This is a genomic window from Kineosporia sp. R_H_3 (genome assembly GCF_002198675.1).
In the GTDB taxonomy this organism is placed as follows: domain Bacteria; phylum Actinomycetota; class Actinomycetes; order Actinomycetales; family Kineosporiaceae; genus R-H-3.
In genome coordinates, this window is record NZ_MWLL01000247.1 from 1 (window position 1) to 14,883 (window position 14,883).

Below are 14,883 nucleotides of genomic sequence, written 5' to 3' on the forward strand. Positions count from 1 at the left end.
CAGTGGGCCGGGCGGGCGGGGAGGGCGCAGGTCGAGCTCGACGCGTTCGTCACGGCGCGGACCGCGCCGGACGGCGCCTGGCCGCCGAGCTACGCGCAGGTCGTCGGCGTGCTCCAGGACGTGGCGACCGCCGACGACTACGTCATGACCGCCGCGGGCGGGCTGCCCGGCGAGCTGAACATCAACTGGCGCAGCCAGGCCGTGGCCTCGTTCGACTGCGAGTACGGGTTCTCGTGCATGGGGTACGAGATCGCCGGCGCCTGGGGCGCGGCGTTCGCCCGCGACCACGGACGGGTCTTCTCGCTCGTCGGCGACGGCTCGTACCTCATGCTCAACTCGGAGATCTACTCGGCCGTCCAGTCCGGCAAGCCCTTCGTCCTCGTCGTCTGCGACAACGCGGGCCACGCCGTGATCTCCCGGCTCCAGCAGGGCCAGGGCGGCCGGTCCTACAACACGATGCTCGCCGACAGCCGGGGGCCGGGCGCGGACGCCCGGGTCCGGTTCGCCGACCACGCCGCAGCGCTCGGTGCGGACGCCGTCGAGGTCTCGTCGCTCGACGACCTGCGGACGGCGCTGCGCGAGGCGAGGGAGTCCGACCGCACGTGCGTGGTCGTCACCGCCGTCCGGGCGGACGACTGGACGCCGGCGGCCGCGTTCTGGCAGGTCGGCGTCCCCGAGGTGAGCGAGCTGGACGGCGTCCGGCAGGCGCGTGCCGCCCTCGACGAGGGGCTGGCCGGGCAGCGCCGCGGGGTGTAGTCCGCCACCCCGGGAGCGCCCGTGGCCGGGACGGCGAGGGTCGGGGCCGGTGTCCGTAGGGCGAGACGGCCGTACCGCAGAACGTCACAACGGCCCGGGAGAGCGCGACACGCCGTGCTGCCGGGGCGTTGGTGCGTCCTGGGGTCCGCGCGTCTCATGATCCGGATGTTCTGCGGCCGACGAGGCGGGCTCCGGGCACCGCGCAAGTGATCCTGTTAAACTAAATAAAACGACGTCCTTCTTAGTATGTTTAGTGGATGGGGTCGGCGTCCGTGAAGTCCTTCGAAGACCTCGACGCTTTGGTGGGGTCCGTGCCGTTCGCCGTGGTCACGGACCTGCGCAGGATCGATTCCGGCTGTGGGAGCGAGGCCCTGTACCGGGACAAGCTGCCCGCGCTCCTGACCAGCCTCGCCGATCGCGCCCGGGTGGCCAGCATCGAGGCGTCGTCCTCGATCGAGGGCGTGGTCGTGCCGGACCGGGCGCGCGCGGCGGACATCCTCGCCGGCAGCAACGAGCACCTGAGGGATCGCAGCGAGCAGGAGCTCGCCGGGTACCGGTCGGTGCTCGACTACCTCTACCGGGAGCAGTGGCGGCCGCTGAACGTCGGTCTCGTGCTGCATCTGCACCGGCTGCTGTTCCAGTACGCGGAGGTCCCGGGCGGGCAGCTGAAGGAGGTCGACAACCTCGTCGTGGACACCTTGCCGGACGGGACGAGGGTCAAGCGGTTCACGCCGGTGTCGACCACGCTCACGCCGCTGTACCTCGACGAGCTGATCGCCCGCTACTCGGCAGCCCAGGCCGCTGGACGTCACCATCCCGTGATCGTCATCGGGCTGTTCGTGCTCGACCTGCTGACGATCCACCCCTTCGTCGACGGGAACGGTCGCATCGCACGGGCGCTCACGAACGCGTTGCTCCAGGACGCCGGGTACGACGTGACCCGCTACGTCTCGTTCGAGACCTCGATCGCCGAGTCCGCCGACGCGTACTACGCCGCCCTGCTGGCATCGACAGCGCAGTGGCACGAGGCGGAGCACGACCCCTGGGTGTGGCTCCGGTACTTCGTCGGGCTGCTGGCACGCTCCTACGACGACTTCGCGACCTTGACCTCGCGCGCCCGCGCGGGCGGCAGCAAGCAGGACCGGGTGCGCGACTACGTGCTGCACCACGCGCCGTCCGTGTTCCAGATCGCGGACGTCCGGACGGCGCTGCCCGGTGTCTCGGACCCGACCATCAGGCTCGCCCTGAACCAGCTCAAGGCCGAAGGGAGGATCGAGCCCGACTCGGTCGGGCGTGCCGCCTCGTGGACCCGGCGCGGCCCCGGGGGCGGCGCCGCGGACCCCCGCGCCGGTTCCTAGGCTGTCGGGGTCGGTCCCTAGGGTGTCCGGCGGGACCGGACGTCGCAGGGGAGGGGCATGAGCCAGATCGCGGGGGAGCTCGCGCGCGTCTCCGGCGCGTTCGAGCAGCCCACCCTGACGCTCCTGCACCGCCGCGACGCCCCCGTGGTCATCTCGCTCTTCCGTGCGGCGTTCGCCCGGGATGCCCGGAACGTGCCGGCGGCGCGGCTGCACGGCATGGTCGAGACCTACACCGCGGAGCTGCGGGCCGCGGGCGCGCCCGACGTGCCTGCCGGGTCGGGCCGCGACCTGTGCCTGAGGTGGATGCGCGGCCGGTGGCTCGTCCGCAGCGTCGAGGACGACGGCACCGAGGTCTACACGCTGACGAGCCACGCCCGTGACGCGCTGAGCCTCGTCGCGAGCCTCATGCGCGAGCGGGCCAGCCTCAGCGAGCACCGGATCGCGACGATCGTCAACGCCGTCCGCCGGTTCAACGCCGAGGCCAACCCCGACAAGTGGGCCCGGGTCGACATCCTCGACGCCGAGATCGACCGGCTCAAGCGCGAGCGCGACAGGCTGCTCTCCGGCGAGGCGCTCCCCGAGGTCTCCGACGACTACATGGCCGAGGGGTACGGCGAGCTGCTCGCCCTCGTCGCCGGACTGCCGAGCGACTTCGCCCGGGTCGAGGAGGCCTTCACCGCGCTGCGCGGGCAGATCCTCGCGTCGTTCCGCGAGGAGGACCGCTCCGCGGGCGCCGTCGTCGACGACTACCTGCGGCGCGCGGAGACCCTGACCACCGCGACCGCCGAGGGCCGCGCGTTCGAGGGCGCCTTCGCGCTCCTGCGGGACGACGACCTGCTCGTCCAGCTCACCGAGGACCTCGGGGCGCTGCTCACCCACCCGATGGCCGAGAGCCTGCTCGACGCGGCCGACCGGCGCGACCTGCGCGGCACGGTGACGCTCATCCGCCGCGGCATGGACAACGTCCTCAACCAGCGCACCCGGGTGACCCGGACCCTGCGCGACTACATCACCACGCACAACGTCGCCCGCGACCGCGAGCTGGACGCCACCCTCCGCCAGCTCGACGGCGAGCTGCAGCGCTGGCTCGCGGCGTCGGGGCCGCGCTCGAACGTCGACCTGCCGCTGCTGCCCGGCCGGGTCGAGGTCGACCACCTCCGCGAGCGCTTCTACAACCCCGCCGAGGACGCCGCCGTCCCCGCCCTGCGCGACCTCACCGACGAGCGCCCCGCCGAGCTCTCCCTCGAGCAGCTCCGGGCCCTCGGCGGCCCGTCACTGGGGCGCCTGCGCTACGTCCTCCAGGAGGCGATCGCCGCCGCCGGTCCCGTCGGCTCGCTCGGCGAGCTGTTCGCCGGCCTCGACGACGACCTTCGGCGGCCGGTCGAGATCCTCGGCCTGCTCCACCTCGCCGCCAACACCAAGGCGCTGCCCGCGGCCGGCGAGGAGCGCGAGACGTTCGTCGCCGTCCGGCCCGACGGCACCCGGCGGGAGCTGCTCGTGCCCCTCGTCCCGCTGCCGACCGACCCGCCGCCGGACGACGGGCCGCCCGGGCGCGCGAGCGCAGGCACCTCGGGCAGGCCCGCGCGCAGGCGCGGACGGACGAAGACCTCTGGAGACGCGACCTCATGACGACCACCCACGACGACCTCGCCGTCGCCGAGCAGGACCAGGAGCCGGACGTGGCCCTGGACGTGGACCTGGACCTGGACGTGGACCTGGACCGGGCCGGGGTCGACCTCGAGGACGACGACCGCGAGCTGACGAGCTCCGTCGTCCTCTTCGAGGGTGACGAGGGCCGGCTCGAGATCGGCCAGCGCCGGACCCTCGTCGCGCTGCTCAAGCACCGGTTCATCACCGCGCGCACCCACCCGGCCGAGTGGCGCGCCCTCGTCGCGGCCCCCGACCTCGTCCGGTCGCGGCTCAACGACCTCTTCCTCGACCTGCACCTCGACCTGCGGCGCGAGGTCGCCTTCAAGCGCCAGGCCGTGCCGGACGGCGGCGGCCGGTTCCCGACGCTGCTCTTCGACACCGCCTGGTCGCGCGAGGAGACGATCCTCATGGTCTACCTGCGCTCGCGCAGCCGCGCCGAGGAGGCGTCCGGGGTGACCCGGGTCTACGTCGACCGCGAGGAGATGCTCGACCACGTCGCCGCCCTGCGACCCGACCACGCCACCGACCAGGCCGCCGACGTCCGCCGGGCCGGGAACGCCGTGGAGAACCTCACGAAGGCGGGCCTGCTCATCGGTCCGCGCGGCGGCGACCGGTTCGAGGTCAGCCCCGCCATCGACGTCGTCCTGCCGCTCGAGCGGCTCCAGGAGCTCCTGCGGTGGCTCCAGGAGCAGAACACGCCGGACGGCGTCCAGGACGCCATCGGCGAGGAGACCGGCGACGTGGCGGCCGACGCCGGCGACCCGACGGAGGAGTCCGCGTGACCGACACCGACCTCGACACCCCGGCGTTCGACACCCCGGCGTTCGACACCCCGGCGTTCGACACCCCGGCGTTCGACACCCTGGCCGACGAGCTGACCCTGCTGCCCGACTACGCGCTGCGGGCGATCGGCCCCGGCCGGCAGCAGAGCGACGCGCCGCTGTTCTACGTCGACGGCGCGACCGAGGGCACGACGCAGTGGAAGGCGCTCACCCTCCAGGTCGTCAACTGGGGCGGTTTCGAGGGCGCCGTCCGGGTGCCGTTCCACGCCGGGTCGACGCTCGTCTCGGGCGCCTCCGGCAGCGGCAAGAGCACGCTCCTCGACGCGTACATCGCGCTCATGATGCCGTCCGACATCGCCTTCAACGGCGCGTCGAACGACGCCGTCTCCGGGCGTGCCCGCAGCGCCGGCCAGCGCAACCTCCTGTCGTACCTGCGCGGGCAGACCGACACCGTGCCCGACGAGTCCGGCCGCGAGCGGCCGAAGCTCCTGCGCGGGGACGGCGTCCCGACGTGGGGCGCGGTCTCGATGACGTTCGTCGACGACCACGGCCACCGCTTCACGGCCCTGCGCGTCTACTACGTCCCCGCCCGTGCCACGGCGTTCGCCGACCTCGTCTCCCGCTTCGCGACGTACGACGGCGACCTCGACCTCGCGGAGCTCGCGCCCCTGGCGCACGAGCAGTTCCAGCCCAAGGCGCTCAAGCTCGCGTTCCCCGGGCTGCTCACCCACGACGGCTACAGCGCCTTCGCCACCCGGCTGCACACCCGGCTCGGCATCGGCGCCAACGGCGACGGGTCGAAGGCGCTCAAGCTGCTCGCCCGGATCCAGGCCGGCCAGCAGATCCGCACCGTCGACGACCTCTACAAGGACATGGTCCTCGAGCGTCCGAGCACGTTCGAGGCCGCCGACCGGGCCATCGCGCACTTCGACGACCTCGACGCCAGCTACCAGGCGATGCAGACCGAGCAGGAGAAGGCCGACCTGCTGGGCCCCATCACGAAGAAGCACGACGACCTGACCCGGGCCCGCGCCGTCATCGAGCAGATCGACACCTTCGGGCTGAGCCGCCCGGGCGGCAACCCGGTGCAGCTGTGGAGCCGGTACCGCGAGCTCGCGCTGCTCGAGGCCGCGGTCACCGACACCCAGGCCCGGCGGCGGACGGCGAGCGAGGACCTCGCGGCGGCCCTCACCACCGAGTCAGGGCTGGAGGCCGAGCTCGCCGGGGCGGTCGAGGAGCACCGGGCCTCGGGCGGCGCGGACCTCTCGAGCCTCGCCGAGCAGGTCGTGGCGGCGACGACGCTGCGCGACACCCGGCTGGCCCGGCGCAGCGCGCTCGCCGACGCGACCGCCGTCCTCGACCTCACGCTCGACGACCCCGCACCGTTCGCCCGGGCCCGGCAGGACGCCGAGGCCTTCCTCGAGGAGTTCGACGCCCGGTCCCAGGCCCTCGTCGAGGAGCGCGAGGCGCTGCGCGACGACGAGTACCCGCTGCTCCAGCGGCGCGCCGACCTCACCCACGAGCGCACGTCGCTCGAGGGCCGGGCCAGCCGGATCCGCGGCCGGCTGCACGAGATGCGGCTGCAGGTCGCGCAGGCGGCCGGGACGGACGTCGAGGACCTGCCGTTCCTCGCCGAGCTCGTCGACCTGCGGGACGGCGAGCAGCGCTGGCGCGGCGCCGTCGAGACGGTGCTCGGCGCGAGCGCCCGCACCCTGCTCGTGCCGCAGGACCGGCTCGCCGCCTTCAGCCGGGCGATCGACCCGGTGCGGCTCGGCGGCCGGCTCACCTTCCAGGGCGTGCCGCTCGACGTCGAGGGTCCGGCCGCCCCCGACGGCGACCACGTCGCGGGCAAGCTCGTCTTCAAGGACTCGCCGTTCTCCGGCTGGGTCCGGCGGCACGTGTCCGACCCGGCGCGCAACGCGCTCTGCGTCGAGACGGCGAAGGACCTCGACGGGCCCGGCTACCGGGTGACGCTCGCGGGGCAGACCCGGCAGGGCAGCCGCGGGACGCACGGGCGCGCCGACGCCGCGAACATCATCGGCTTCTCGAGCGGGGAGGCGCTCGCGGAGATCGACGGGGAGCTCGCCCGGATCGAGGAGCAGCTCGCCGGGATCGGTGCGGCACGGGCCGCCGTCGACGGCCGCCGCCGCGACCTCGACGCCCGCCGCAAGGCCTACGAGGCGCTCCACGCCACGGTCTGGGAGGACGTCGACGTCGCGGGCGCGCAGGCGCACGTCGCCGCGCTCACCCAGGCCCGGGAGGCGATCCTCGGCTCGAACGACCGGCTCAAGGCCGTCCAGGAGCGGATCGACGGCCTGCGCGCCGAGCTCGAGCGGGCGCGGGAGAACCGGTACCGCCTCAAGAGCCTCAGCGAGCGGCTCGACGCCGACCGCGAGCGGCTCATCGACGCGCAGGACGAGGCGACCCGGGACGTCGACCGGCTCGAGGCCGACGAGCGCGTCGGGCTCACGCCGGAGCAGTCGGCGGCCCTCGACGGCTACTTCGTCGAGGCCGTCGGCCCGGCCGACCCCGACTCCCTCGACGCGTTCACCGAGAACCTCGCCCGGCTGCACAAGCAGCTCAGCGAGGCGTTCGCCGCCGCGCAGGCCGCGGCGACCGGCGCCGAGGCCGACCTCGAGGCGATCTTCGGGACGTACCTGCGCCGGTTCCCCGACCCCAACCTCGGGCGCTCGTCCGCGTCCTACCCGGACTACGCGGCGATCCTCGACCGGATCCTCACGACGGGCCTCCACGAGCAGAAGGAGACCTGGCGCGGCAAGCTCATGCAGTGGTCGGGGGAGGACCTCGTCCCGCTCGCCGGTGCGATGGAGTCCTGCGTCCAGGAGATCGAGGAGCGGCTCGAGCCGATCAACGACATCCTCCGCCACCTGTCCTTCGGGGCCACCGGGGACCGGCTGCGGATCCGGCTGCGGCGGGTCGTCCCGGAGACCGTCGTCCTGTTCCGCCGGACGCTGCGCGAGCTCGCCTCGGGCGCGACCCGCGAGCTCACCGAGGAGCAGCTGCAGGCCCGGTTCGCGGCGCTGCAGACGTTCATGGCGCGGATCCGCCGCCGGCAGGACCCGCGGTGGGACGCCGACCACGGGGACCGCGACGCCCTCCTCGACGTCCGCCGGCACGTGTTCGTCACGGCCGAGCGCTACGGGCCGGACGGCGAGGTGCTCAGCACCCACTCGTCGCTCGGCGACAAGAGCGGCGGCGAGAGCCAGGAGCTCGTCGCGTTCATCGTCGGCGCCGCGCTGCGGTTCCGGCTCGGGGACGAGCTGCGCGCCCGGCCCCGGTTCGCCCCGGTCGTCATCGACGAGGGCTTCATCAAGTCCGACTCGGAGTTCGCCGGCCGCGCCGTCCAGGCCTGGAAGGGGCTGGGCTTCCAGCTCATCGTCGGCGCCCCGCCGGACAAGGTCTCGGCGCTCGAACCGCACATGGACGCCATGATCATGGTCACGAAGAACACCCGGACGAGCTACTCCTTCGTGGCGCCGGTCGACGACGCCACCGCGGCGTCGTCGTCCGCGCCCGTGACGTCCGGGGTCGTCAGCTCCTCGAGGTCCTCGTCGCGCAGGACGGTCCCGTCCGGGTCGAAGACCGGGTAGAGCAGCGCGGCCCAGCGTTCCTGCGCGGCGGTGAGCTCCGGCGGGCCGAGCCGGCGCAGCCGCCCCGGCGGCCGGCCGCCGGACCCGTCCGCGCGGCCGAGGAGTGCGTCGGCGCTGCGGGCGGCGCGGACCCGGGCCCGTGCCGACCGCCGGCCGCCGCGGCGCCGGGTGCGGGAGACGACCCGCCCCGACCAGTCGCGCAGCCGGCTGCGCGGCCCGGCCGCCCCGGCGATCCAGGCGTCCAGGGCCGAGGCCGCGGCGACCATGGCGTCGAACAGCTCGACCGGGTCCTCGGGGACGTCCTCGGGCGCGCAGCCGAGGTGCTCGGCGACGAGAGTGCGGCGCAGCACGGACGGGAACCCGTCGTGCGGTGCGGGACCGTCCGCCGGGGTGCGCTCGTCCTGGACGGCGCACGCGATCTCGGAGTCGCTCGTCCAGGACCGGCGGTTGAAGTTGTCGGAGCCGACGCTCGCCCACCGGTCGTCGACGACGCAGACCTTCGAGTGCACGTAGACCGGCAGGCCGCTCTCGTTCGTCAGGCCGAACACGGCGACCCGGTCCCCGCCCGCCGCGAGCACCGCGTCGAGGGCGAGCTTGCGGGCGTAGAGCATCGGGGTCCGGCCGAGCGGCGCGCCGACGTCCGGCGTGATCGGCAGCACGACGACCAGCCGCAGCTCCGGGTTGGCCGCGAGCGCCGTCGCGAAGTGGTTGCCGACCTGCTCGGACCAGAAGTACTGGTCCTCGACGTAGACGAGCCGGCGGGCGTTCGCGACCGCCTTGGTGTTCCCCAGGGCGATGGACCGCTCGCCGTCCGGGGCGAAGTCGTAGCCCTTCGGCAGGATCTTCGGGTACGTCCGGACGACCTGCACCGTGCTCGTCGCGCCCGCCACCGGTGGCGGCGGGGGTGCCTGCTCCGGCAGGGGCGCCGGGCTCTGGTCCTCGCCCTGGAGCGCGGAGGAGAGCGTCCGGCCCGGGTTGAGGGTCAGCGGCGTGCTGTCCGCCCACCGCTCCCGGAACGTCGTCTCGACGTCGTGGACGGCCGGCCCCTGCACCGCGACCTGGACGTCGTGCCAGGCGGGCGTCGGACCGTACTCGGCGGCCATCGGGAGTGCCTGGCTGTCCCCGCGGTGCGCCGCGTCGTCGCGCCGGCTGCGGCACAGGTCGATCCCGCCGACGTACGCGACGTCCCGGGCCGGGTCGCCGGCGTGCCGCAGCACGACGAACTTCTGGTGGTGCGCCCCGAGGGTGCGCACCCGCATGTCGCGCAGGCACTGACCGCCGGCCGCCCCGATCTCCTCGCCGAGGAAGAGCGACTTCTCGGCGTGGAAGCCGAGCCGGCGCCAGTGCGAGCGCCACAGCAGGCCGCGGACGTCGACCCCGCGGCGCGCAGCGGCGGCCAGCGTGGCCGACACGGTGGACCGGGGGTCGTCCGTGAGCTGCTGGTCCGGGTCGCCGCGCCAGTCGACGAAGTACACGAGGTCGCCCGGGCCGGTGGCGCAGATGCGCTCGTGCAGCTCCTCGAAGTAGGGCCTGCCGTGGACGATCGGGCGCACGAGGTTGCCCGTCGTCCAGCCCTCGCCTGGCCGGTGGGCCGCGTCGATGCGCGAGTGCGGGTTCTGCCGTTCCTGCGGGGTCAGGAACCACTGGTCGACGATCACGGCGACATGATCCGGCGATCGCGGCCGGCCGCCTCCCGACCTGCCCCCGGCCGCGGTCCGCCCGCCGGGCCGGGCCCCGTCCGGCGGGTACGTTGGGCGGATGACGACGCGATGCCGGACGGGCCGGCGGTGACGGCCGAGGCGCGACCCGGCTGGGTGCAGCACGCGATCTGGTGGCAGGTGCCCACCCTGGGGTTCGTCGGTGCGGAGCCGACCGCGCTGCCGGCGGGGGCGCCCGTCCGGCACCGGCTGGGCCACCTCGTCGCCTGGCTCGACCATCTCGTCGCGCTCGGCGCCTCGGGACTGCTCCTCGGCCCGGTGTGCGCCTCGAGCAGCCACGGCTACGACACGACCGACCTGCTCGCCGTCGACCCGCGGCTCGGTGACGACGCCGACTTCGACACCCTCGTCCGCGAGGCGCACGACCGTGGCGTCCGGGTGCTCCTCGACGGGGTGTTCAACCACGTCGGCTCCGAGCACCCGATGTTCCGGCAGGCGCTGGCCGGCGGGCCGGGCAGCGCCGCGGCGCAGTGGTTCCACCTGTTCTGGCCGGAGGACGGCGCACCCGTCGGCCCGGACGGCCCCGAGTACGCCCACTTCGAGGGGCACCGCACGCTCGTCACCCTGAACCACGCGTCGCAGGCGGTCCGCGACCACGTCGTCGAGGTCATGTGCCACTGGCTCGACCGCGGCGCGGACGGCTGGCGGCTCGACGCGGCGTACGCCGTCCCGAACGACTTCTGGGCCGCCGTCCTGCCGCGGGTGCGGGAGCGGCACCCCGACGCCTACGTCGTCGGCGAGGTGATCCACGGCGACTACCCGTCGTTCGTCACCGAGGGCGGCCTCGACTCCGTCACCGAGTACGAGCTGTGGAAGGCGGTCTGGAGCTCGCTCAACGACGGCAACTTCCACGAGCTCGCCTGGACCCTCGGCCGGCACGACGCGCTGCTCGACACGTTCGTGCCGCTGACGTTCGTCGGCAACCACGACGTCACCCGGATCGCGTCCAGGCTCGACGACGTCAGGCACCTGCCGCACGCCCTGGCGGCCCTCATGACGCTCGCCGGGACGCCCTCGGTCTACGCCGGCGACGAGTACGCGATGCGGGGCGTCAAGGAGGACAGGGTCGGCGGTGACGACGCCGTCCGCCCTTCGTTCCCGCCGGCACCCGCGGACGACGACCTGCCGGCCGAGGCCCTCGCGGCGTACCGGCTGCACCAGGGGCTCATCGGTGTCCGCCGCCGGCACCCGTGGCTGTCCACCGCCCGGACGGAGGTCCTCGACGTCACCGGCACGAGCCTGGTGTGGCGGTCGCACGGCCAGGACGGTGCCCTGCTCACGGCGCTGAGCGCGGACGACGCGGAGCTCACCGTCGCGGTCCCCGGGGCGACCGGGGTGCTCGCGGGGGACGGGCGGCTCGAGGCGTCCGGGGCGGACGCCCGGGTCACCCTCGCCCCGCACGGGTGGGCGGTCCTCGGCAGCGCCTGACCGGGGCCTCCTGCGGCGTACGATCATGCCCCGTCCGGAGCCGTCGGGGGCCCGGACCAGGGTTGAGGGCGGTCGGTGCGCTGCCGATGACGATGACATGGGTCCGGACGGGATGAGCCTGCCGGCGGCGTCGCGCCGTGCCGGTGCGGGTGCCGTCGCGATCTACGGCAGCTACCGCTACGGGCAGTACTTCGACGACATCCTCACGGGGGTCGTCACCGCGGCGCGTGCTGCGGGCAGCAGCGTCGTCTGCGTGCAGAACTCGCTGGGCGTCCGGCCGTCCAGCGACGAGTCGTCCGTCCAGGACGCGGTGAGCCGCGTCGGGTGGGACCACTTCGACAGCGCGATCGTCGTCCTCCAGGCGGCCTCCCGGGAGTTCGTCGCGCGGCTGCGTGCCGCCGGCAAGTTCGTCGTCGCCATCGGCCAGGAGCCGCGGGGCGCCCACGCGGTGGTCGCGCTCGACAACGCGCGCGGGGTCCGGGACGCCGTCATGCACCTGGCGGGCCACGGGCACACCGCGATCGGGTTCGTCTCGCCGCGGTGGCAGGTCGACACCGCGCAGCGGTACGAGGCCTACGCGGCGCAGATGTCCGAGCTCGGTCTGGAGCCGCGCCCGCTGCTCGGCGGCGACCAGTCCCCGGACGTCACGATGGACGAGCAGGGCTACCTGGCCGGCCGCGAGTTCGTGGCCTCCGGCGACCGGTGCACCGCCGTCATGGTCGGCACCGACCTCATCGCCCTCGGGTTCCTCCGGGCGCTCGCCGAGGCCGGGGTGTCGGTCCCGGGCGACGTCGCCCTCGTCGGCATCGACGACATCGACCAGGCCGCCGTGAGCAGCCCGCCGCTCGCGACCGTCGCGTTCAGCTTCGAGAGCCTCGGTGCGCTCGCCGTCGACATCGCCCGGGAGGGCGGCCGCGGCGGGCCGGTCCGGGAGCGCCATCTCGTCTCCCCGCGCTTCGTCCCCCGCGAGTCGTGCGGCTGCCCGAGCAGCTCGGGGCCTGCCGCCGGCACGGTGCGCGGCACCCCGGTCGAGGTGTTCGGCGCCGCCCTGCACGCCGCCTCCCAGGAGGGGCGTTTCCGGGTCGCCGTCGACGTCCGCGAGGTGGCCCGGCTGGCCTCGGCCGTCCTGGCGCACCTGACGGACCCGCCGTCCGACGCCGCCGCCGGCCGGGCGGCCGCGCTCGCCCTGGCGGCGCGCATCGTGCGGCTGTGCCCGCTGGACCGGTCGGTGGAGTCCGCGCTCCGCGCCGTCCGGGCCGCGGTCGCGGCGGTCGTCGAGGACCTGCCGCAGGACCCGTCGCGGCTGCGCGCGACGTCCGGCGCGGCCCTGGAGCTCTGCGACGCCGTCCGGTCCGAGCAGCTGCAACGACGGATGCGCGAGTACGTCGAGCTCAAGCGCGCGCAGACGAGCCACTACGTCGTCGGGAACACGTTGCTGGGGCACGACCCGGACGCCCTGCGGTCGCTGCGCTGGTTGCGGCACACGGCGACCGAGGCCGGGGCCCTGGGGCTGTGGACGCCGCCGGGCCAGACCGACGCGATCCGCCTCGCGGGTGCCTTCGAGCGCACCGCGGTGCTCGCGGACCCGACCGGCCGGACGACGGCCGGCGCGGACGTGGCCGCGTCACCGGCCGTCCCCGTCGAGTCCTTCCCGCCCGCGAAGCTGCTCGGCGGGTCGTCCGAGGGACCACGGCTCGTCGTCGTCACGCACGTCCGCTTCGGCGACTCCGACTGGGGGCTGCTCGCAGCCGCCGGTGCCGAGGGGATCCGGTCGTCCCTCGTGCACGAGACCTTCCAGCAGTGGGCCGTCCTCATGTCGGCGGCGCTCGACCAGGAGCGGGCCGACGAGGGCCTCGCCCGGCAGGCGGCCGCTCTGACGAGCGCCTACGAGACGGAGGTGGCCCTCCTCGAGGAGGTCCGGATCAGCGAGGAGCGCTACGCCCTCGCCGCCGAGGCGGCCCAGGACGCGCTGTGGGACTGGGACCTCGGTCGGGACGAGGTGTTCTACTCCAGCCGTTGGAAGGCGATGCTCGGCCACCGCGACACCGAGGTCGGGGCCGCACCGGGGGAGTGGCTGGACCGCGTCCACCCCGAGGACGCCGCCGCTCTGCGCGAACAGCTCGCCGAGGTGCTCGACGGGGCGCGGGTCCACCTCGACGTCGAGCACCGGCTGCGGGCGTCGAGCGGTGAGTACCGCTGGGTCGCGTGCATCGCGCGCTCGGTCACGGACGGGGCCGGCCGGCCGGTCCGCCTCGTCGGCACGACGACCGACGTCACCGTGAGCCGCCTGCTCAAGGAGCAGCTCCTCCAGGAGGCGCTCTTCGACAACCTCACGGGGCTCGCGAAGGCCACCCTGTTCCGGGACCGGATCACCCAGGCCGTCGAAGGCCTGCGGCGGCACCCGCGGTCACGGTTCGCGGTCCTGTTCGTCGACCTCGACGGCTTCAAGGCCGTGAACGACACGCACGGGCACGGCGTCGGCGACGCGTTGCTCGCGAGCGTCGCGACACGGTTGCGGGAGTCGTTGCGCGGCAACGACACCGCGGCCCGGCTGGGTGGTGACGAGTTCGGCGTCCTGCTCGCCGACGCCGGCGGGCCCGCCGAGCTCGAGGCGGTCGTGGGCAGGCTGCGGGCCCGCGTGACCGCACCGCACCGGCTCGGCGGGCGGACGCTCCGCGTCGGCGCGTCGATCGGCGTCGCGGTCGCCGGCCCGGACTCCACCGCCGACGCGCTGCTCGAGGCGGCGGACGCCGCCATGTACCGGGAGAAGCACGCGCACGGCAGTGCCGCCGGCGACCACCGGCGCTGACCGGGCCGCCGGGTCGTCCTGCGTCCGGGGCCGTTCGCGGCGACCATGACGCCATGCGCATCGTCGTCGCCGGTGGACACGGCAAGATTGCCCGACTCCTGCACCCCCTGCTCGCCGCCCGCGGGGACACCTCCGTCGGCCTGGTCCGCAACCCCGCGCACGTCGACGACCTGACGTCGGACGGTGCCCGGGGTGTGCTGCTGGACCTCGAGAGCGCGACCGTCGAGGAGGTCGCCGAGGCGCTCGCCGGCGCCGACGCGGCGGTCTTCGCGGCGGGCGCCGGGCCGGGCAGCGATCCGGCCCGCACACTGACCGTCGACCGGGACGGCGCCGTGAAGCTCGCCGACGCCGCCGTGCGCGCGGGCGTGCCGCGGCTCGTCCAGGTGTCCTCGATGGGGACCGACGACGTGGACCGGGACAGCGACGACCGCTTCCAGGTGTACCTGGGCGCCAAGGCCGACGCGGACGCCCACCTGCGCGGCACCGACCTCGGCTGGACCGTCGTGCGGCCCGGCCGGCTCACCGACGAGCCGGGCACGGGGCTCGTCGAGGCGGGCCCGTCCGTGGCCCGCGGCGCCGTGCCCCGGGCCGACGTCGCCGCCGTGCTCGCCGCGGTCCTCGCGGACGACGCGTCGACGCGCCGGCAGTTCGAGGTCGTCGGCGGTCGGACGCCGGTCGGCGAGGCGGTCGCCCGGCTGACGGCGGACTGACCGCGACGGGGACGGGAGCCGGCCGATCCCTCCCCACCGGGCACTGCGCAGGTGCATGATC

The 14,883-nt window shown here is 74.7% G+C and carries 8 protein-coding genes and 1 pseudogene; 8 read left to right on the forward strand and 1 reads right to left on the reverse strand.

The features are described 5' to 3' along the window. The 5 genes and pseudogenes from ECOMGDLI_RS31055 to ECOMGDLI_RS31075 all read left to right on the forward strand — a co-directional run. The coding region (locus tag ECOMGDLI_RS31055) for a thiamine pyrophosphate-dependent enzyme (protein WP_233153698.1) at positions 1-756 on the forward strand (756 nt) is incomplete at its 5' end. Positions 757-1,013: 257 nt separating this feature from the next. Beyond that, the gene (locus tag ECOMGDLI_RS31060; RefSeq protein ID WP_198955340.1) at positions 1,014-2,114 is read left to right on the forward strand and encodes a Fic family protein; all 1,101 of its coding nucleotides are present in this window, start codon (positions 1,014-1,016) and stop codon (positions 2,112-2,114) included. 57 nt (positions 2,115-2,171) lie between these two features. Next, positions 2,172-3,743 (forward strand): DUF3375 domain-containing protein, encoded by a 1,572-nt coding sequence (locus ECOMGDLI_RS31065; protein WP_088320692.1) that lies wholly within the window; start codon positions 2,172-2,174, stop codon positions 3,741-3,743. Then, positions 3,740-4,546 carry a DUF4194 domain-containing protein gene (locus tag ECOMGDLI_RS31070; RefSeq protein WP_088320693.1) on the forward strand — a complete coding sequence of 269 codons (807 nt, stop codon included), beginning with the start codon at positions 3,740-3,742 and terminating at the stop codon, positions 4,544-4,546. Before ECOMGDLI_RS31065 ends, ECOMGDLI_RS31070 begins: the two co-directional genes overlap by 4 nt. Positions 4,547-4,800: 254 nt before the next feature. Further along, positions 4,801-7,863: pseudogene (locus tag ECOMGDLI_RS31075) on the forward strand (ATP-binding protein); the annotation flags it as partial. 164 nt (positions 7,864-8,027) lie between these two features. Here the strand turns inward: ECOMGDLI_RS31075 and ECOMGDLI_RS37090 are convergent. Further along, the gene (locus ECOMGDLI_RS37090; RefSeq protein ID WP_088320694.1) at positions 8,028-9,815 is read right to left on the reverse strand and encodes a phospholipase D family protein; all 1,788 of its coding nucleotides are present in this window, start codon (positions 9,813-9,815) and stop codon (positions 8,028-8,030) included. Between the two features lie 111 nt (positions 9,816-9,926). Between ECOMGDLI_RS37090 and ECOMGDLI_RS31085 the strand changes: the two genes are divergently transcribed. From ECOMGDLI_RS31085 to ECOMGDLI_RS31095, 3 genes are all read left to right on the forward strand, one after another. Then, a complete protein-coding gene (locus ECOMGDLI_RS31085) occupies positions 9,927-11,303 on the forward strand; it encodes an alpha-amylase family protein (RefSeq protein WP_088320695.1) in 1,377 nt (458 codons plus the stop codon). 97 nt (positions 11,304-11,400) lie between these two features. Then, positions 11,401-14,112, forward strand: a complete 2,712-nt coding sequence (locus ECOMGDLI_RS31090; protein ID WP_158221223.1) for a diguanylate cyclase domain-containing protein — start codon at positions 11,401-11,403, stop codon at positions 14,110-14,112. Between the two features lie 53 nt (positions 14,113-14,165). Then, on the forward strand, positions 14,166-14,822 hold the full coding sequence (locus tag ECOMGDLI_RS31095; protein WP_088320697.1) for an NAD(P)H-binding protein: 657 nt from the start codon (positions 14,166-14,168) through the stop codon (positions 14,820-14,822). Positions 14,823-14,883 lie beyond the last annotated feature (61 nt).